Origin of the sequence: Sphingobacterium sp. BIGb0116 (assembly GCF_024808035.1) — a bacterium.
GTDB classification, from domain to species: Bacteria; Bacteroidota; Bacteroidia; order Sphingobacteriales; family Sphingobacteriaceae; genus Sphingobacterium; species Sphingobacterium paramultivorum.
This window is the reverse complement of the sequence record NZ_JANUDT010000001.1, coordinates 551,075-571,295: the sequence shown is the minus strand read 5'-3', so window position 1 is coordinate 571,295 and position 20,221 is coordinate 551,075. Positions and strand designations below refer to the sequence as shown.

20 protein-coding genes are annotated in these 20,221 nt (G+C 40.7%); 19 read left to right on the top strand and 1 reads right to left on the bottom strand.

Features of this window, described 5'->3' with window-relative positions; all coding sequences use genetic code 11:
- The first annotated feature begins 160 nt into the window (after positions 1-160).
- The 8 genes from M2419_RS02720 (at position 161) to M2419_RS02685 (ending at position 7,656) form a co-directional block, all read left to right on the top strand.
- Positions 161-1,666: an ankyrin repeat domain-containing protein gene (locus M2419_RS02720; protein ID WP_159727682.1), complete on the top strand. Its 1,506-nt coding sequence runs from the start codon at positions 161-163 to the stop codon at positions 1,664-1,666.
- An 18-nt stretch (positions 1,667-1,684) separates the two neighbouring features.
- Positions 1,685-2,170 (top strand): DUF2271 domain-containing protein, encoded by a 486-nt coding sequence (locus tag M2419_RS02715; protein WP_075993457.1) that lies wholly within the window; start codon positions 1,685-1,687, stop codon positions 2,168-2,170.
- A gap of 14 nt (positions 2,171-2,184) precedes the next feature.
- Entirely contained in the window at positions 2,185-4,383 is a 2,199-nt protein-coding gene (locus M2419_RS02710; RefSeq protein ID WP_159727680.1) for a PepSY domain-containing protein, read from the top strand.
- Positions 4,384-4,470: 87 nt separating this feature from the next.
- Positions 4,471-5,454: an FAD:protein FMN transferase gene (locus M2419_RS02705; protein ID WP_200845551.1), complete on the top strand. Its 984-nt coding sequence runs from the start codon at positions 4,471-4,473 to the stop codon at positions 5,452-5,454.
- Between the two features lie 230 nt (positions 5,455-5,684).
- Positions 5,685-6,242 carry an RNA polymerase sigma factor gene (locus tag M2419_RS02700; protein ID WP_200845550.1) on the top strand — a complete coding sequence of 186 codons (558 nt, stop codon included), beginning with the start codon at positions 5,685-5,687 and terminating at the stop codon, positions 6,240-6,242.
- A 12-nt stretch (positions 6,243-6,254) separates the two neighbouring features.
- Positions 6,255-6,593, top strand: a complete 339-nt coding sequence (locus tag M2419_RS02695) for a hypothetical protein (RefSeq protein ID WP_153845807.1) — start codon at positions 6,255-6,257, stop codon at positions 6,591-6,593.
- Positions 6,594-6,831: 238 nt separating this feature from the next.
- Positions 6,832-7,125 carry a hypothetical protein gene (locus M2419_RS02690; protein ID WP_159727676.1) on the top strand — a complete coding sequence of 98 codons (294 nt, stop codon included), beginning with the start codon at positions 6,832-6,834 and terminating at the stop codon, positions 7,123-7,125.
- Positions 7,126-7,200: 75 nt separating this feature from the next.
- Positions 7,201-7,656 carry an Hsp20/alpha crystallin family protein gene (locus M2419_RS02685; RefSeq protein WP_153845809.1) on the top strand — a complete coding sequence of 152 codons (456 nt, stop codon included), beginning with the start codon at positions 7,201-7,203 and terminating at the stop codon, positions 7,654-7,656.
- A gap of 202 nt (positions 7,657-7,858) precedes the next feature.
- Here the strand turns inward: M2419_RS02685 and M2419_RS02680 are convergent, their stop codons facing one another.
- A complete protein-coding gene (locus M2419_RS02680) occupies positions 7,859-8,440 on the bottom strand; it encodes a DUF4126 domain-containing protein (protein WP_259254169.1) in 582 nt (193 codons plus the stop codon).
- 266 nt (positions 8,441-8,706) lie between these two features.
- Here M2419_RS02680 and katG point away from each other — a divergent pair, with 266 nt between their 5' ends.
- From katG to M2419_RS02625, 11 genes are all read left to right on the top strand, one after another.
- Entirely contained in the window at positions 8,707-10,986 is a 2,280-nt protein-coding gene (katG, locus tag M2419_RS02675) for a catalase/peroxidase HPI (RefSeq protein ID WP_259254167.1), read from the top strand.
- 310 nt (positions 10,987-11,296) lie between these two features.
- The gene (locus M2419_RS02670; RefSeq protein ID WP_088162261.1) at positions 11,297-11,698 is read left to right on the top strand and encodes a hypothetical protein; all 402 of its coding nucleotides are present in this window, start codon (positions 11,297-11,299) and stop codon (positions 11,696-11,698) included.
- 82 nt (positions 11,699-11,780) lie between these two features.
- The gene (locus M2419_RS02665) at positions 11,781-12,125 is read left to right on the top strand and encodes a hydrogenase maturation nickel metallochaperone HypA (RefSeq protein WP_088162260.1); all 345 of its coding nucleotides are present in this window, start codon (positions 11,781-11,783) and stop codon (positions 12,123-12,125) included.
- Positions 12,126-12,137: 12 nt separating this feature from the next.
- Positions 12,138-12,866 (top strand): hydrogenase nickel incorporation protein HypB, encoded by a 729-nt coding sequence (gene hypB / locus M2419_RS02660; RefSeq protein WP_159727670.1) that lies wholly within the window; start codon positions 12,138-12,140, stop codon positions 12,864-12,866.
- A gap of 130 nt (positions 12,867-12,996) precedes the next feature.
- Positions 12,997-13,554 carry a hypothetical protein gene (locus tag M2419_RS02655; RefSeq protein ID WP_259254165.1) on the top strand — a complete coding sequence of 186 codons (558 nt, stop codon included), beginning with the start codon at positions 12,997-12,999 and terminating at the stop codon, positions 13,552-13,554.
- A complete protein-coding gene (locus tag M2419_RS02650; protein ID WP_159727666.1) occupies positions 13,555-14,556 on the top strand; it encodes an ABC transporter substrate-binding protein in 1,002 nt (333 codons plus the stop codon). It begins immediately after the preceding gene.
- Positions 14,553-15,569, top strand: coding sequence for an iron ABC transporter permease (locus M2419_RS02645; RefSeq protein WP_259254164.1), 1,017 nt, complete (start codon positions 14,553-14,555; stop codon positions 15,567-15,569). Before M2419_RS02650 ends, M2419_RS02645 begins: the two co-directional genes overlap by 4 nt.
- On the top strand, positions 15,566-16,408 hold the full coding sequence (locus tag M2419_RS02640) for an ABC transporter ATP-binding protein (RefSeq protein ID WP_259254163.1): 843 nt from the start codon (positions 15,566-15,568) through the stop codon (positions 16,406-16,408). The genes M2419_RS02645 and M2419_RS02640 overlap by 4 nt, the downstream gene beginning before the upstream one ends.
- 95 nt (positions 16,409-16,503) lie before the next feature.
- Positions 16,504-17,097: a GNAT family N-acetyltransferase gene (locus M2419_RS02635; protein WP_259254162.1), complete on the top strand. Its 594-nt coding sequence runs from the start codon at positions 16,504-16,506 to the stop codon at positions 17,095-17,097.
- Between the two features lie 41 nt (positions 17,098-17,138).
- Positions 17,139-19,577, top strand: a complete 2,439-nt coding sequence (locus M2419_RS02630) for a TonB-dependent receptor (RefSeq protein WP_259254160.1) — start codon at positions 17,139-17,141, stop codon at positions 19,575-19,577.
- Positions 19,578-19,763: 186 nt separating this feature from the next.
- Entirely contained in the window at positions 19,764-20,114 is a 351-nt protein-coding gene (locus M2419_RS02625; protein WP_159727663.1) for a hypothetical protein, read from the top strand.
- The last annotated feature ends 107 nt before the right edge of the window (positions 20,115-20,221 follow it).

Sequence of the window (20,221 nt, the reverse complement as noted above, 5' to 3'; positions counted from 1 at the left end):
TTGTTCTTAAAATATACGCATTTACACTTATATTCTGATGAAACCAGCACGATGTATTTCGACCCAAGTTATCGTATGACTGTAGCTCAATTTGCCGAATAATTGAGTAGGGAATGAATAGGCCATGTTACTTCATCAACTTCAAAAGACAAATAAAAGGATGAAAAAGACACTTTTAGCAGCTTTATTATTCGCTGCAACTTATGCACAGGCGCAAACAAACTCGTTAATGAACGGCGAGTTTTGGAAAGGTAAACCTACCTTGACAATTGTTAAAGAAGAAATCAGTAAAGGAAATAGCCCTTCTCAGCCTAATGCGGCATCCTTTGATCCAGTCACAATGGCGATATTAAATGGCGCTCCGACGGATGTTGTCAAGTTTATGATCGAACAAGAAGGGAATAGTGTAACGAAGAAGACGCATCATAGCCGTAGTTATTTACACTGGGCAGCGTCAAGTGGAAATGCGGAGCTTGTCGAGTTTTTAATTGCAAAAGGATCGGATGTCAATTACCAAGATAGCCATGGTTACCCAATTATTGCTTATGCAGCTTCGACAGGAAATACAAATACTGCCGTATATGATGCTTTGTTTAAAGCGGGTGTGAATCCCAAGCAAAAATATGAAGGTGGTGCTACATTAATGATGCTTGCAGCGTCTGCAGACAAGGACCTTGCATTGACAGATTATTTCATTAAAAAAGGATTATCTATTCAAGATAAAGACGAGTCGGGCCGCACAGTGACGGATTATGCGGCTAAACTTGGAAATATCGAGCTCATGGAGAAATTCATCGCCCGTGGCGTAAAACCAACCAATAATGCGTTGTTTTTTGCGACTCAGGGTTCCAGACAAGCATCGAATGGTTTGTCGGTTTATACCTATTTGGTTGAAAAGTTCAAATTGGATCCCAAGGCTGTAAATAAAGAAGGAGCGACAGTGCTGCATGCTTTAGTTCGCAGACCAGATATGGCCGTGATCAATTATTTTTTGGATAAAGGTGTAGATGTTGCAAAAGCGGACAACGATGGAAATACAGCGCTTATGGTGGCTGCTAGCGGTAAGGATGCTAAATTGGTCGAGCTGCTACTTGCTAAAGCGAAGAACGTAAATGCAGTAAATGAAAAAGGCGAATCTGCATTGACCAAGGCTGTAGCGAATGGGGCTCCCGAAATAGTGGCATTGTTGATTAAAGATGGAGCCGATATCAAGCTATTGGATAAGGAAGGTAATAACTTGGCCTTTTACTGGTTTAATTCTTACAAGGAATTGCCTCAGGGCGGCAGACCCGGTGGGCAGGGAAATACTTCACAAGGGGATGAGTTTAAAGAAAAATTAGCGATACTTAAGACGAATGGATTGGACGTTGTTGCTCCACAAAAAAATGGTAGCACATTGTATCATTTGGCAGTAGCGAAAGAGAATGTGAAGCTTATTCAGAAAGCCAGCGAACTTGGAGCAGATATTAACGCACAGGATAAAGAGGGAACGACGGCACTACATAAGGCAGCTCTCATAGCAAAAGACGATTCCTTGCTAAAAACATTGGTTTCCCTTGGTGCAAAAAAGGAATTGAAAACAGAATTCGATGAAACGGCTTATGATTTGGCGAAAGAAAACGATTTCTTGTCTAAATCCAATGTGCAGCTTGACTTTTTGAAATAAAATTAGATTCAATTGAAGATGAATAACATAGTTAAAACAACGATAGCCACTCTTTTATTTTCGATGGCAGCCCTAAGCTCTTTCGCACAGGCAGCTAAATATAAGTGTATGATCCAAATGAATGCCTATGAAGGTGAGAAAGCCTACGTGGTGATTTCACTGATTAATCCTAGTGGAGCTTACGAAAAAACACTCGCCGTATTGGGATCTGATAAACAATGGTATAATACGATCAAGGAATGGTACAAGTTCCAAAATAAAACCAAAGAAAAGCTAAATGCGGTGACGGGTGCGTCAGTTGGTGGCGGTGACCGTGCCATGCGGACATTGGATATTGATGAAACGAAGTTTAACAAAGGGTATAAACTCCGTTTTGAATCTGCTGTAGAGGAACAAAAATACCATACTGCTGATGTTGAAATTCCTTTGACAAAGGAAGCTATCACTGAAAAAGCTAATGGCAAGGGATATATCAAACTTGTTAAGTTAAATAAAGTACAATAAGAAAAGGGGTAAAAATGCTGGTATCTATTTGGAGGTATGCACATTTAGCCTTAGCTATTGTTTCTTCTATCTTTTTACTTTTATTATCGATAACTGGCGTAATATTGGCCATTGACGCCGTCAACGAAAAAATTCCGCCTTATCGGGTTGAACATATTGAAACGTTAAACCTTGCGCAGTCAGTAACAGCTTTGCGCAAGGTTTATCCTGAAATCATAGCGATCTCGGTAGATCACAATCAATTCGTGAGCATTGATGCCATAGACGCAGATGGCAACACTGTGAAAGGTTATATCGATCCGAATACGGGGCGTCTGCTTGGTCCCCAATTGAATAAGTCCCAATTTGTTCAATGGGTTACAGCTTTACACCGCTCACTCTTTCTTAAAGTGACCGGTCGGGTGATTATTGGTGTGGTTTCATTTCTGTTGTTTCTTATTACTATTTCAGGAATTATTCTGATTGTCAAGCGTCAACAGGGCGTTCGACATTTCTTTGCCAAAATCAACCGGGACTTTTTTGCCCAGTATTTCCATGTTGTTTCAGGACGTCTATTTTTGATACCAATTTTGATATTGGCCCTAACAGGTACATATTTATTTCTGGTGCGTATTGAAATCTTAAAAAAGCCGAACCAAACAATTGAATATCCCAATAAGATGAAGGAAGATATCCAATTGGAGGTAGCAAAATTTTCAATATTCCAAAATACAAAACTTGTCGATTTGAAGACGTTGGAGTTTCCGTTTATGGAAGACGATCCTGATGAGTTTTTTATATTGAAGCTTCGCGATCGGGAATTGACCATAAATCAGTTGAATGGAAGCTTGCATAAAGAAGTAAAGTATCCCTTTACAGCATTGGCCGAACAGTTTTCTTTGGACCTCCATACGGGCAAAACCAATATCATATGGGCCATTATATTGGGGCTCGCATCTTTGAATATTGTGTTCTTTATTTACACGGGCTTTGCAATCACATTCAAGCGCACGCGTACTAAAATCAAGAATAAATATAAACCTGAAGAAGCAGAGATTGTTATTCTTTTCGGAACGGAAAATGGAAGCACGCTGTTTTTCGCCAATCAGATCCATAAACAGCTCTTAGCGGATGGGCAAAAATCGTTGCTGCTCGGAATGAATCAATATCAATGCTTTCCAAAGGCAAAACACTTGCTTGTGTTTACCTCAACATACGGGCTAGGAACTGCACCATCCAATGCACTTCAATTTGAACATAAGCTCAACAGCCATCCACAAGAACAAGACGTACAATTTTCGGTGCTGGGCTTTGGTTCAAAAGCCTATCCCGACTTTTGTGCCTATGCGTGCGAAATTGATCATTTATTAGAAAAACAAGCATGGGCTTCTCGACTAACAGATTTACATACAGTTAATGATAAGAATGTCGATGAGCTTATTTCATGGATACATCAGTGGTCTGCTCAGACCAATATTGCATTAGCTTCTGCACCGGCTATTTATAGTGCTAAAGTCGTCGGATTGACGAAATTTAAGGTGATAGCGAAGTCTACAGTTTCAGCTAGTAATACTACCTTTACTTTAGTACTGAAACCTTCAGGTAAAATTAAAATGCAATCGGGCGATTTATTGGCAATCTATCCCGCGCAAGATCAACGTGAACGTTTTTATTCGATAGGTTACAAAGACGGGATGGTTCAGCTTGTGGTGAAATTGTTTCCTAATGGATTCGGTTCAAGCTTCCTGTATCGATTGGAACCGAATCAAACCCTGCAGGCACGAGTCATGGTTAATCCAAGTTTTCATTTTCCGAAAGCCGCAAATGCAGTTGCTTTAATTGCGAATGGTACAGGGGTAGCGCCTTTTCTAGGCATGATTTCAGCGAATGAAAGTATGACTCCTTTGCGTCTGTATGCTGGTTTTCGCCATCGAAATGAAATGACAGCACACTATATAGATTTTGCTGATGAGCAGATAAAGCTGGGACATCTGAAACAGCTTGAACTGGCTTTTTCACGCGAGGAAAATGCACAATATGTCATGGATTTGATTCGTCGGGATGCGCTATATTTTGTCGAATTGCTTGATAAAGGAGGTTATATATTGCTTTGTGGAGCATTGCGTATGCAGCATGATGTTGAATATACTTTAAATGAGCTACTTTTGCGACATGTCGGCAAAACTATTGCAGTCTACAAAGAAAATGGACAGATCTTAACCGATTGTTATTAGTAAATTGGTGGTACAATAGCATATCCCATCGATAAAGACTGCTTTTGGTACGCATCGACTTTTTAATCCCTTTTTCAGATCAATCTCATGAAGAACAATAAACAATGTGGCCTGCTTTTAATACTCTGCTTTGTATCCATTACTTCGGGGATTGCGCAGGTCTTGGTAAAGCGGCAGGTTACCCTTATGGGCTCTGTTTTCGAAATTAGCTTGGTAGATCGGGATAGCTCGATTACAAATCAGCATATCGATGAAGTCATCTCCGAAATAGATCGAATAGAAAACCTGATTTCAGAATGGCGTCCGCAAACCCAAATAGCAGCGGTGAACCGCAATGCAGGGATTAAGCCAGTTAAGGTGGATAGAGAAGTGTTTGAACTAACACAACGTGCAATCCAATATGCTCAAAATTCAGGTGGTGCTTTTGATATCAGTATTGTTGCCTTAGATAAAGTTTGGCTATTTGAAGGCAGCATGACCACGATGCCCTCGGAAGAAGTGATTAAAAGGTCTGTCGAGAAAGTTGGTTATCAACACATTCGCCTCGATAGTGCGGCTTCGACAATTTTTCTGGAGTTACCGGGTATGAAGATCGGTTTCGGTTCTATTGGGAAGGGGTATGCAGCAGATAGGGGCAGGGAAATAATGAAAGCAAAAGGGATTGAAGCAGGTATAGTGAATGCTTCTGGTGATCTGTCGGCTTGGGGAAGCCCACCCCAGAACGATGCATGGAAAGTGGGCGTAAATAATCCGTTCAAACCCCATCGAATGGTCAAAGTTCTTCGTTTGAATGAAATGGCCGTAGCAACTTCGGGCAGCTATGAGAAATATGCGGAGATCAATGGAAAACGTTATTCACATATTATAAATCCGGTGACAGGTTATCCAGCTACAGGGTTAACTTCAGTGACGATTTATGGACCCTCAGCGGAAATCGCAAATGCACTTAGTACCTCAATCATGGTACTGGGCGAGAAAGAAGGAAAAAAATTGATTCAGCGTTTTCCAGCATACCATTATATTTTTATTACCGATAAAGGTAAGGTCATTCAGCAGCGCCGGAAGTCTTAAACCATGGAACTACTTTTTTATGTTGCATAAAGTGTATAGAAAGCATAGCCTATTAGCTGATTATCTAGTATATTTATGCGAACAAAGCGTATACGAAAGAAGACGAAAAGGAATGTGTCATGTTGTTCATGCGGTGGAAGTCAGTAAGAAAGTAGATCCATGAAAATAATTTAAAGTAAAAGTTCGACTAGTTCGTCTATGCTGCTATGGACATTGCATACCAAAATCATATGGCAGAAAAAAATTCCAGATCATTTACGGATATCGTTAAGACTTATGGAAGTCAGCTGCTACGTTTTGTTAAGGGAAAAGTAAAGAAAACGGAGGATGCAGAAGATATCTTACAGGAGGTCTGGTATCAATTTAGCCGTTTGACCAATATGGACGAACTGGAGAATGCGGGAGCATGGCTCTATGCTGTCACGCGAAATAAGATTACCGATAGTTATCGGAAAAAGAAAAGTGAATCACTTGACGATATGATAGCAGGTGATGATGATAGTGAAAGTACTTTTCCTATTCGTCAGTTCCTTTTGGCCGACGACTCCAATAATCCCGAGCTAAAATTATTTAAGGATATTTTTTGGGATGAGCTGATGAAAGCATTAGAGGAATTGCCGGAGAAGCAACGTCGAGTTTTTGTGCTGAATGAGCTGGAAGAGAAAACACTTCAAGAAATTGCCATTATGGAAAATGAGAACCTAAAGACGATTATCAGTCGAAAAGGGTATGCCGTGAAGCACCTGCGGGTACGGTTGCGAAGTTTGTATGAAGAATTAAAATTTTAAAAGGATTAAGCTATGAATGGAAGAATGAATAGACAGCGGAAGGGTAAATTCGCTTTTATGTTTGTCGCTATTATCATTGGTGTTTTTTTGTTGGTAGCCTTACTACAATATTTATGGAATACATTAATGGTTGATATTTTCAATTTAAAAACAATTACCTATTGGCAGGCATTGGGACTCTTTATTTTGTCAAGAATTCTATTCGGTAGGGGTTTTGGTAAACCTGGAGGGGGGAGATTTCGAAAAGGTTTTCCGCGTCAGATGGAAAAAGGAGAAGATCTTTCCGATGAGGAAAGGGAGCGTTTGCGGGAAGAATGGAAGCGTCGTTTTGGAGGACGATGTGGATTCTAAAAAAAGAATAAAAATTTTAAAGTAAAAACTGTTGTTGGGCGTCTTCTTCTATAAAGGCGCCTTTTTTTATGCCGGTATCCTGATGCTAAGGAAATAGCAGAACGCGATGTTCTGTCAGAATGGATGTTGGACAGAATAATAATTAATTACAAAATACGAATGGTCAAGGAGAATGTCGTTTTCAATCAGATGAAAATGGAGGAAGCCAGCAACCATTTTACAAAAAAGATGTATTCAAATGAAAAATAAACTTCGATTTATATTGCCACGCCTGATTGTGCTTACGGCAATAGCGGGATTAGCAACCTTGATTATTGGGACGATCTTTAAACTCTTATTGTTTGGGACAGTTCTCTTCGGAATAGGAAGCTTCGCAGCAGCAAGAATGCGTAGGAGAGATAGACAAGCATTCAAAATGGATAGGACTCCGGTATATCCGAACGTTCACCGTCATTACAACACAGTGGTCGCTATCGTACCATTACAAGGACAAAAACGTGCTAGGAAAGCAACGATAGTTCCCGTTTATTAAGCTTAAAAAATTGCAAAGACGAAGCTTTCGTCATGTATCAGTTCAACGTATTATTCAATATTAAAAATTAAAGACATGTTTAAAAGAGATCATTATACCAGAGGATATTCAAATCATAACAAATTTTGCGGACAACATTTTAAAGACCGTTTTGAAAAATTTCAACAACATTTTTTTGAAGGTGAAGCCGCACACAGTGGTGGCGGACAGCAATCTGTTCCTGTAAATATTGTAGAGAATCAAGAATTCTATGAAGTACAGCTTTTTGCTGCTGGCCGTAAGAAGGAACAATTCCAAGTCAGTATAAATGACGGAATACTAAAAATTTCATGTACAGAGAATGCTCAGGACAATGCCATAGATTATATTTATAAAGAGTACGATGGAATGGCATTTGAACGTGAATTCCAATTAAATGAACAAGTGCTTACGGATAATGTGCATGCGAGCTTCGAGGATGGGGTATTGACCGTCATTCTTCCAAAAGATCTTGAAAAGGTAATACGGCCACAAGAAGTTATCATTGATTAACAAGGGAAGTAAACGCAAGTCAGGATAAGATCTGAAAACAAAGAGGGCAGCATGGAAATTTGCTGTCCTTTTTTGTTTTATACTGAAAGATCAAATGAAACAGGCGCATATGTTATAAGCATAATCTCTTTATTGCGATAAAGTTTTAATTTTTTTTAAGATAGGAGGAGCTGTTTCATTAGATTCAATGGTTTCTCAATTATTAAGTTCTTTTAAGTTTTTTATTTAGTTGTTCTCTGCCAAATCGCCAGAAGAAATAAAACAAGCCTATAACAACGATTATAGCCATAAAAGGCACAAATATGGCGAGTATGGTTAATATCGTGGAACCGATGGTTTCCATTGTCGAAATCATAAAATTACCAAAACCGGCCGTTCCGATCGAAGAGGCGGCTCGGGTGCCTGCCAGGGCCGTGCTAATGGTTGCTGCGGTACCACCACCGGCGATTATGGCCATAGCCCAGCGGAAAAAAGGAGAAATATCTGTAAACTGTATAGCGAAAAGTAAAGTACCGGCTATGGTTGCTAAGGGGATGGATAGGCTGTCCAATATATTGTCTATAAAAGGGATGTAATACCCCGCTATTTCCAAAATCATAGCTATACTTGTTGCTGCTAAAACAAGAGGTGAACCCGCCCAGGCTAATTCATTGCCAACTTGGAACAATTCCAGCCGACAGCCAAGACTCAATAAAAATAAGGGCATGAAAATTCGGAAGCCAGTGGCTGCCGCCAAACTCACTCCTATAAAAGCACTCACCAAAAATGTAGAAATGTCACTCATGGCCAATATTTTTTGATACAACCTAATTGTAGAATAATAAAAGAATGGCTTTTGTTTTAGCAATGCTAAAAATCCGCGTTTTCTGGAGTCTCGCTAAAAGATGATTTTCGAGTTTTTATATACTTGATGATGCTGTATATAGATTTTGATTATAGTGTATCGAATCATTCGATGTACAAGCGGGAGTGCATTTGTGTAATTTTATGAAAGTGGAAGTCAAACAATTTGATCACTTAAGGTATTATATAAATAAACTTTCTTTTCATATGGACAACAACGAAAAAGACATTAGCAAATGCCCATTTCACAATGGTACTATGCGCAACGCCGTTGCGGGAGGGGGAACTCAGAATCAGGATTGGTGGCCAAATAGACTTCGTGTAGATCTGTTGAGACAACATGCGAGCAAGTCAAACCCGATGGACGAAGGCTTTGATTATGCAGAAGCATTTAAGCAGTTGGATTTAGAAGCTGTAAAAAAAGATTTGCATGCATTGATGACCGATTCACAGGATTGGTGGCCGGCAGATTTTGGTCATTATGGCCCATTATTCATCCGGATGGCTTGGCATAGTGCGGGTACCTATCGGGTAAGTGATGGTCGAGGCGGAGCTGGGTCTGGTCAGCAACGTTTTGCACCCTTGAATAGCTGGCCTGATAATGTGAGTTTAGATAAAGCTCGTCGCCTGTTGTGGCCTATCAAACAAAAATATGGTAAAAATATCTCCTGGGCAGATTTATTGATCTTAACTGGTAACGTCGCTTTGGAGTCTATGGGCTTCAAAACTTTTGGTTATTCCGGTGGTCGTGTGGATGCTTTTGAACCAGAATTGGACGTATATTGGGGCTCTGAAACAACATGGTTAGGCGGTGATATTCGTTATGCACATGGTTCAGAAGGTGTAGTTGAAGCACATGGTGTTTTGTCTGCCGATGATAATGCAGATGGTAAGCAACACTCCCGTAATCTTGAAAAACCGTTGGCAGCGGTACAGATGGGATTAATTTATGTTAATCCAGAAGGACCGGATGGAAATCCTGATCCTATAGCGGCTGCAAAAGATATACGAGATACTTTTGGTCGGATGGCTATGGATGATGAGGAAACTGTCGCTTTGATTGCAGGTGGGCATACTTTTGGAAAAACACACGGAGCTGGACCTGCCGACAATGTCGGAAAAGAGCCTGAAGCTGCCGGTATAGAACAACAAGGATTAGGTTGGAAAAGTACTTACGGCAGTGGAGTAGGTGCTGATGCGATTACGAGCGGATTGGAGGTTATCTGGACTCAAAAACCTACGGAATGGACCAATCTCTTTTTTAAGAACCTGTTTGAGCATGAATGGGAATTGACAAAAAGCCCTGCAGGAGCACACCAATGGGTCGCCAAAGGTGCCGATTCGAATGTTCCAGATCCTTTTGATCCAAATAAAAAGCGCAGGCCAACGATGCTGACGACCGATTTATCGTTGCGTTTTGATCCAATCTATGAAAAGATCTCGCGTAAATTTTACGAAGATCAAGATGCGTTTGCTGATGCATTTTCTCGCGCCTGGTTTAAATTAACACACCGTGATTTGGGACCAAGAGAGCGTTATTTGGGGACCGAAGTTCCTGCTGAGGAATTATTGTGGCAAGATCCTATTCCGGCTGTCGATCATGTTTTGGTCGATACGGATGACATTAGTATATTGAAATCCGCCCTATTGAACGCGGGACTTAGCACTGCCGAGCTCGTAACGACAGCCTGGGCTTCAGCGTCTACATTCCGTGGGTCGGATATGAGAGGTGGTGCAAATGGCGCTAGAATACGTTTGGCTCCGCAGCGGTATTGGCAAGTCAATAATCCGGCGCAACTGCAAAAAGTTCTTACTGCGCTTGAACACATTCAGCAGGATTTTAATGGAAAACAACAGAGCGGTAAAAAGATCTCATTGGCAGACTTAATTGTCTTGGGCGGTGTTGCCGCGATAGAGCAGGCAGCTCGTGCTGCTGGGCATGATATCAAAGTGCCGTTCCACCCTGGGCGTATGGATGCTACACAGGAGCAAACGGATGTGGAATCCATGGGCTATCTTGAGCCCATTGCGGATGGATTTAGAAACTATCGCAAAGGCGCTTATACCGTGTCTACGGAATCGTTATTGATTGATAGGGCACAGTTGCTGACCTTATCGGTTCCTGAATTGACTGTTCTTATTGGCGGGATGCGTGCCCTTCAAGCCAATTTTGATGGTTCCCAACTAGGCGTAATGACTGACCGACCTGGGCAACTGACCAATGACTTTTTTGTTAATCTATTGGATATGGGAACGGCTTGGAAAGCAATCTCTCCGGATCGGGAAGTTTTTGAAGGATCAGATCGTAAAACTGGTGTTAAAAAATGGGAAGCAGGACGCGCAGACCTTGTTTTTGGTTCTAATGCTGAATTAAGAGCCGTTGCCGAAATATATGGCAGTTCCGATGCAAACGAAAAATTTGTACAAGATTTTGTGAAGGCATGGAATAAAGTGATGGAGCTGGATCGCTTCGATTTGCATCGCTAATGAATAAAAATTAAGCCTTTCAAGAAGCCAGTCTCCTATCGAGGCTGGCTTCTTACGATTTTGCTACATGAGAAAATATCTTGTATTGTGTTTAGCTGCGACAAAAAATACCCAATTTTTGCCTCTAATATCATTTTAATCTCACTTTAACCAAATTTTAATTTAATATATATAGAATTATGGAATTTTCTTTGGGTGTTTCCTATTTTGTGAAATAAAATTCAAGATTTGTGCTACTTTTTCTTCTTTGATCGGTAGTAACTTTGTATTGGTTTCAAAGGAATCTTTGATACTTTGTTAGGTTAAAGCTATGTGGAAGCACTTTATTTTTCTGTTTGCAGCACTGTTATTATCATTTAAAATTTTAAATGCAAACAGTCTTGTACTGAAAAGTGATAGTTTTAAATCCTCGTATTTATCTTCAAAAAGTCCTTCAGAACACGCGGGAGATTCACGCATAACCCATTTTCCAAAAGATCATAGCCACTTTTGTTCACTCTACCCATCGCTTCAATCCATTGTTGCGGAAATGGACGTAGAAGTAGCACAAGATTGGTTAATGGATCGTTGGTTGGTTACTGTTGATTTGCTTTGGCATGAACTACTGCCATCCCCATTGCAGAAAGACTATCGGTATGAACATACCCTAGATCTTGAGCCTATACCCATAGCTCGATTTTTGCTGTTTGAGCAAATCAAAATTCCATGCTAAAGCGCAAGCTTTTCTTCATATCAGACAGGCAAAGAAATCTGCCATTTCTTTTCTAAATTTATTTATTTCTTAAAATATACCAATGCACGAGCTAAGTATAGTAAAGGATATTTTTGATACGTTGACCTCGCATTATGAGGCTAGGGTAGATGATATTCAAAAAATTCAAGTTACAGCAGGATTGTTATCCAACGTTCAGCCTGTATTGATCCAAAATGCATTTGATGCTTTTATTGCTGAAAATACGCAATACCAGGATATGGAAATGGAGGTCGTTGTAAACGATATCATTGCATACTGTGAACATTGCCAGAAAAATTTCCCTGTTCATTTTCATCGATTTGTCTGTGACTGCGGGCAACCCTCCAGTACAATTGTTCAGGGAAATGAACTCTATATATCAAAAGTAATTTTTAAACAAGACTAAAAATCGTTTATCATGTCAGACAATACTCCAAATCCTAAAAGTTTAGGTAACCGTGTAGGTTCGGTTCAATGTGAAAATACAACACTACATTTATTAAAAGCAAATGATTTTGTCGCAAAAGCCATCCGCGATAGACTGAAAGATGTCTGTGTGATCAATGTATGCTCTTCTCCGGGTTCGGGCAAAACAACCTTGATGCAAGAGACGGGAAAACGTTTGTCGGAAGATTTGAATATCGCTGTTTTGGTGGGTGATCCGGAAACTGAACGCGATGCGGTACGTATGCGCGATGTGGGCATCAATGCCTTGCAGATTGTCACTGGAGGAATGTGTCATATTGAGGCACAAATGATCTTACAAGCCCTGGATCATATCGATATTGAAGGAATAGATCTGTTGTTTATCGAGAACGTTGGGAACTTATTGTGTCCATCGGCATTTGATTTGGGTGAAGATTACCGCGTAACCTTATTGGCGACAACAGAAGGGGATGATAAACCCAAAAAATACCCACGTATGTTTTTAACAAGCGAATTGATGTTGGTTTCCAAAGCGGATTTATTACCATATGTACCTTTCTCCGTAGATGCGGTAACGAAAGATGCGCGCGAGGTAAATCCCAATTTAGAAGTTATTACAATCAGTACATTAAATGGTGACGGCCTTGATACTTGGTGTGATTGGTTGAAAGAAAGAGTTCAGGCAAAAAAAGATCAATATAAAGCGCTTGAAGTAAAATAATGAACAACAGATAAAATGAATAGGATAATAATGATCCATGTTTTATTGTTATCCTGTTCAATGTTGATGCAATAGTGCTGTTTTTTGAGGAAATAAATAGCCCTGAAAACAAAGTCAAAAAGTGCTGTTAATGTGTGATGAAGATAAGTTTACAAAAATGAATAAGCTGCCCATACCAATAGATAAAATTGTCGCAAACAAGGAGTTTGCCCTTAGTGAGGTCGATCAAGTGCATCTTGAGTGGTATGAAGTCCATAAAAGACGCCTGACGCGCAATACAATAAACGGAAAAGCAATCCTTATGCAATTGGAACAAGGAGCGGAATGGCACCATGGAGATGGTTTATTTCATCAGGAGACGCTGCAAGCGATCTTGGTTGTCAAGCCTTCGTTGACGATAAGATTTAATCCAACGGATTTGGTTCAGCTTGCAGATTTCGGTTATTTCATCGGAAACAGACATCTGCCGATATTCAACGTAACAGATGCCGAATCGCTTCGTCTCCCTTATGATGGAAGGCTTTACGAGCAGATTTTGGTAAAATATGGAACGTCGATTCAGTTGGAGGAAGCCTTACTGTTATCCGAAGATTTGATTCGTTTGCAGGCTAAAAATAAGAAGAATCCAGATTTAAAGAGAATAGACGGGCATATCAGTTTGGGTGAACAAGTTCGAAAAGATAATTAAATGAAAGTGAATCGAATTATAGTTGTATTGCTTTTGGTATGCTCTGGTATATTGAGTGCCTGCCAAAATCGGCAATCCGGCACGCTCAACAGTCAAGTGAAAGCAGTCGATAGTAGAGGGAAGGAAGTTGTGTTGGCGCATGTGGCAAAGCGTGTGGTTGTACTATTCCCTTCGCTTGTTGATGAAGTGTATATGTTGGGTGCTGAAAATAGTCTTGTCGGTATTCCTGAGCAGGTTTATCAGCTCGAAGATACCTATAGCTTTTTATCCAAATTGGATCAAAGAATTGCAAAAAAAGAACTGGCAACGCCTACCTTCGCAGGCCAGGCAAATAATGTGGAAAGCATAGTGGGCTTGAACCCTGATCTTGTTTTGACGTTCAATACCGATCAGGATAATATTTCCCAATTAGAGGATCTTGGAATTCCCGTGTTTACTTTTTCTTCGCAGGATGAAAAAAGTATTTTTAATGAACTGATAGGGATGGGAGCCTTACTCGGAAAGCAAGCGCGAGCGGAAGAAATTGTTCAATTTGTTTCGGCGGAGATCAAAAAAATGACTGCTCCCAAAGATCAAATACAGAAGAAGGTTTATTATGCCTGGTCTAAAGGTAGAGTACTTTCGACATCCGGTAGAGGTAGTTTGATTGATATGGCGATCCGTCTTTCGGGCGCAGCGAATGCCTGCCCGTTGGAAATGGAAGCCCCAAATGTCGGTGCAGAAACGATTTATAAATGGAATCCGGACCTCATTATTCTTTGGAATTCTAAATTGGCAGACGTATATAATCTGAAGGAACTAGCGGCATTACCTGCAGTGAGAAATAAACAGGTATTTGTGATGTCACCGTCGTTCCCATTCGATCCACATACCGTCAAATTTATGCTTTTTGCCAAACAGATTAGACATTGGTGTTTTTCGGATTATACGAAACAACAGCTTGATCAGGATATGACCATAGCTTTTGAAAAACTATACGGTAAAGCAGGACTACTTCAATGATACATCAATTAAAAAAGCTGTTTCTGCTAGTTGTTTTACCGCTGTTGGTTTTATTGCTTTCCTTACTTGTAGGATCAAGTCAGAACATTGGTTTTGTCGAGCTCTGCCAACGCATTGGATCGGAAGTGGGAATTTATATCGGAGACCATAATGCGGTATTGAAAGATAACATGGATACGATATTGTGGCAGGTACGTTTACCACGGATTCTGTTGACCTTTATGGTCGGAGCAGCATTAGCTTCTTCCGGTGGAATTTTGCAGGCAATTTTTAGGAATCCAATCGTTGATCCCTTTACATTGGGTATTTCTTCGGGATCTGCTTTTGGGGCTGCATTGGCCATGTTGTTCCCTTTATTGTCCGTCAATCTATCGGCATTTCTGTTCGGTGTATGTGCTGTAGGTTTGACCTATTTTGTTTCAAATGCCAGCTTGAAAACCTCGATTATTGGGATGGTGTTGGCTGGAATGGTTATTTCCGGTGTATTTACAGCGATGTTAACCCTGTTACAATACATTAGTGATCCCTATAAATTACAAGCTATTGTGCAATGGACAATGGGGAATCTGCATACGGCATCATGGTCGAAAGTACAGCATGCGTTCCTGCCGATCACAATAGGATTGGGGATCCTGATCCTTTTGCGCTGGAAGCTGAATCTTCTCGCCCTTGGCGATCAAGAAGCAATTGCTGTTGGCGTTAACCCGAAAATATTGAAATTGGTCTTCATTGCTGTGGCGACAATGATTACGGCATCAGCTGTGGCAGCTGTCGGGGTGATTAGTCTGTTCGGATTAATTGTACCACATATCAGCCGCATGATCTTTGGACCCAATAACAATATTATTGTGTGGGCAAATATCAGTATTGGGGGTACTTTCCTATTACTTATCGATGATTTTTCTAGGGCTGTTATGCCATTTGAAATTCCGATCGGTGTTTTTACGATGATTATTGGTGCTCCCTTGTTTATCTACCTGATGCGCCGTAACGAAATCAACTGGAATTCATGAATAATTCGATTCATATCAAAAACCTTTCTTTTGCCTACGGTAAGGACGTCATTTTAAATGATGTAAACATGTCGTTTCCGGAAGGAAAGCTTTCTGTTATTCTTGGTCGAAATGGAAGTGGTAAATCGACTCTGTTTAATATTATTGCAGGGCTGGAAAAAAAATATAATGGATCAGTTCTTATCGGTGAAACAGAACGTCGCGATTGGAAGGTTGGTCGGGCCAATTCATTGAAGTTGGGTTTTCTGAACCAGTTCCATCAGACCACATTTCCTTTTAGCGTTGTTGATGTTATTCTGACGGGACGCGCCTCATTTTCTCGTTTTTCACCAAGTAAGGAAGACTTCGAGGCCGTTGAACAGATCTTGGATAGATTTAACCTCACACATTTAAAGGACAAACCCTATACCTCATTGTCTGGAGGAGAGCGACAATTGGTATTACTTTGTCGCGTGTTGGTACAACAGCCTGATTTATTATTGCTTGATGAACCCACCAATCATTTGGATCTGAAATATCAGATTGCGGTTCTGCAGACAGCCAAGGAGCTGGTCAAAGAGGGGACAACCGTGTTATGTGTGATGCATGACCCCAACATGGCGTACCTTTTTGGTGATCAGTTTTATCTGATGAAGGACAATAGGCTCCTGGATCTGCACGGTCTGGAGCAAGAGCAAGTACGGGAATTATTGGAACAGACCTATCAACTTCCTTTGATCAGTTTGGAAAATCAAAAGAAATGGATGTTTGTTCCGATGCTGGGTGCGGATAGGGCATTTGACACCATTGCGGGTTCAGCGCATAACGCGGAGACCAAAATTGAAATGAATACGCCATGATGAAGCTGCCTGAGTAGGTGCATTTATGAAAGATCATGGTTTGCAAGTGAGATGCTCAGTTTACTGTGCAAATATTTTAAAATAGCTATAACGATATGAATACCATCAAAGACAGCGGCAATATATTGGTTGAAAATCAACAGATGAGCAAGCGATGTTTTCCTACGCAACCCCATTTGAAAAATATCAGCATATCTCGTGTTGAAAAAGAAGATATTGATGTCGTATTACCTTATGTCATAGAATTTCGGAAACAGTTGTTCCCGATGTTGGATGCACATAAACTTCCCAAAGATCTACTGGCTTTTTCAGCCGTGTATCTTGAGGCTGAAACTGGTGCATTCTTGCAGGCAAAAGATCAGCAGGGTAAACTGATTGGCGTCGTTGGCATGCTGGCTTATGACTACCGTTTCCCGCATTTGGATATTGACAGAAGGAAAACAGTGGAAGTAGCCCGTCTTTTTGTCGACCCAAGCTATCGTAGGTCAGGTTTAGGAACTGCCTTATTTAAGGGCTTGACAGCGGTCGCTAAGGAGAAAGGTATCGAAAGGCTTTATTTACATACCCACCCATTCCTGACTGGAGCCTATGAGTTTTGGGGAAAACAGGGATTTCAGTTGAAAGACTTTTGTAATGAATCGAATTTTCCAACCATACACATGGAATTATTCGTTGATCGTATTGCTTAACCCTAAAAGTGGATAAGCCAAAAAATATATAATTTATTCGAATGAACAACGTAATGAAAGCGCTAGCTTTCGCTTTATTGACAAGTGCTTCCGTACCGGGAGCGGTGTATGCACAACAAGGTGTGGCACTATTTGGTAAGATCCAGGATGAAAACGGTAATCCAATCTCAGGGGTTACATTGACACTGGCAGATCGACAACAACAGACAAGTTCTAATGCTCAGGGCGAATTTAGTTTTACCGGAATAACTTCTTTTCCTGTACAGCTACGTGCAGCTGCAATTGGGTATAAGCCTGTATTGCTGGATTTGAACACGGCCAACTGGAATGCAAAAAAAGGAGTTCGATTGCTTATGGTAGCCGGTGATAATACATTGGATGAAGTATTGGTTACGGGTAGACGCAACAATTCATATCTGACAAATAATATGGAGCTGGGGGGGAAATTTGCAGGAAAATTAAAGGATCTACCGCAATCTGTCGCTGTACTCAGTAAGGAATTTATCGAAGATAAACAGGCTTTTACTACTGGAGCGCTGGTACAGGACCTGGCTGGTGTGACAGAAGCATCTTCCTATGATGATGTTGTTATCCGCGGTTTCAAAAGCGGTTATGAAACGGGTGTACGGCTTGTCAATGGTTTACGCTCGGGGTATGGGTATGGTAACAGTTATTATAATTCGCCATTAACGATCAATCTTGAAAATATCGAGGTTTTGAAAGGGCCTGGGGCATCTTTGTTTGGGGATATTGTGCCGGGTGGTACAATTAATATGACGACAAAGAAGCCTTTGGAAGATTTTAAGGGGCATATGAATTTTGCCGGCGGTAGTTTTGAAACGATGCGAACTACTGTAGATCTCGGTGGACCATTGGATAGTGCCAAGCGTATTTTATATCGTTTTAATGCGGGTTATGAAGATACGAAGACTTTCCGTGACGTAAATCGTCAGAAACGAATGATGATTGCTCCTTCCTTCACCTTCAAACCAGCTGAAGGCACGGTGGTTGATATTGACATGGTATATAATCAGTTCAACGGTTATCTTGATCGGGGAATGGGGATTAAGGAAAATAACTTTTATGCGTTGCCAAGATCATTTACGTTGAGCCAACCTTCTGATTTTTATAATTCCAAGACTTTTTCATTAAGCGCTCGTTTGTCTCAGCGTCTGGCAGAACATGTTAGTTTGAATCTGAGCTACATGAAATCCATCTATCAGGAAGATGTCAATGAACACCGGACAATGAACACGTTTGCTGATGCACCACATAATACCATTATGAATATGCGCTTTTTTGATCGCCATGGGCGTGATTATACCGATAATGTTGTCGGTTACGTCAAGTGGGATCTTTTGGGCGATAGAGTTGATCATCATTTGGTTGCCGGGATTGATTTTGCCCAATATCGAGGCGACAAAGAAAACCAATTGCGGGAGGCTAGGCAGCAAACTATAGATGGTAAAGTTGTTCCTTTGACTTTTGATTTAAACAATCCTACCTATACGACTCATGATCTGACGAATTATGTATGGCGTACAGGAGTCGCTTATCCTTTTTTGAGCCCTTATAAAACAACGGGTAAATATATACAGGATCAAATCAGCATTGACGACCGACTGAAACTTATTGTAGGTCTACGTCATGAACACTATTCTTCTGAAACACTTGATGGACAAAATCGTTTTCATGCGACACAAAATGCCTTATTACCTCGTTTTGGTGTAACCTATGGAATCAATAAGCAGATTAACTATTTTGCAAGTTATTCACAAGGGTTTGTGCCTGTAGGCGCCAATTTTATTCAGAACTATAAAGATTATGGTGCCGATAAACCCTTTGATGCCGAACGGAGTTTCCAGGTGGAAACAGGGGTGAAGACGGGTTTCTTTAAGGAACAATTGCAAGTTGATCTATCCTTATTCCGGATTGAACGACAGAATATGCTCATTGCCACAGGGACTATCAATGATTCAGGGCTGCCGGAGTATAGACAATCTGGCAAAGCGCTATCGCAGGGTGTTGAACTCGATGTGCGTGGGCAGTTGACACGGGAGTTCCAGGTTATGGCCAATTATACCTATAATAATACGGAGGTGAAATCATCCTCGGTTCCTTCTGAAATAGGACAGTCCCTGCCAGGAGCACCCAAAAATATGGCGAGTGCCTGGTTAAAATATGTGTTTTCAAATAGTACCTTAAAAGGCTTAGGTTTTGGTGCCGGTGTTTATTATGTAGACCGTAAGCGGATGGACAATAGCATCGGAAAGGATAGCGATGGAAATGCACTCTGGGGACAATGGCCATCTTATACAACTGTTAATGCAGCGGCATATTACCACATTGGTGCTATGAAAATGGCCGTAAACCTGAACAATGTATTCGATAAATATTATTTTTTAGGTGGTTTTGACTACACAAGAGCCTTTGCTGGTGCGCCGAGAAATATCATGGTATCAGTTGGTTACTCTTTTTAAATTTGAAATATTGATCTAAAATCTCCAAAGCGGGCTTTTTCAACAAATTTGGACTACTTAATTCAAGATTTGTGCTAGTCAAGTAGCCCGCTTTGGTCGTAAATTTGAACAACAAATAATAGAATTGTGAACACAAGAATGAGGTATAGTTTAGTCTTTTTAGTTTTTCTTTTGAGCACCCTGCTCATGAAAGGAATAGCTATACCGACGCATTCTACTGTCCAAAGTTTACCCGTTTTCCGGATAAGCCTGGCGGCTTTCCATACTCATGTAGAAAAAGGTTCGGAAAATTCCGAGCGGGAGAATTTGGTCGCTGCGGTTAAAGATCGTGATGTCTATGATATCACCGAACAGATGGACCTCAAAGATGAATGGAGCAAGCTGCTCTATTGGGGAGTGCTTTCAATTTGTCTTTTTGTATTCTGTTATCCTGTACGTCTCAAAATTCAGAATAACAGAAGGCCTTATATGGATCGATTGATCCTGCCGCCAAAATATATTCTTTTCCAAAGTTTAAAGATCCCGTTTCTGGGATAAAAATTTCCATTTCTTACAACGGTTGATAAGAGACAGACCTTGCGCTGCGTAGGGGTATAATCTGTCCTTTTAAGCACGATTTTGAACGATTTTTTTAAGTCGTATGG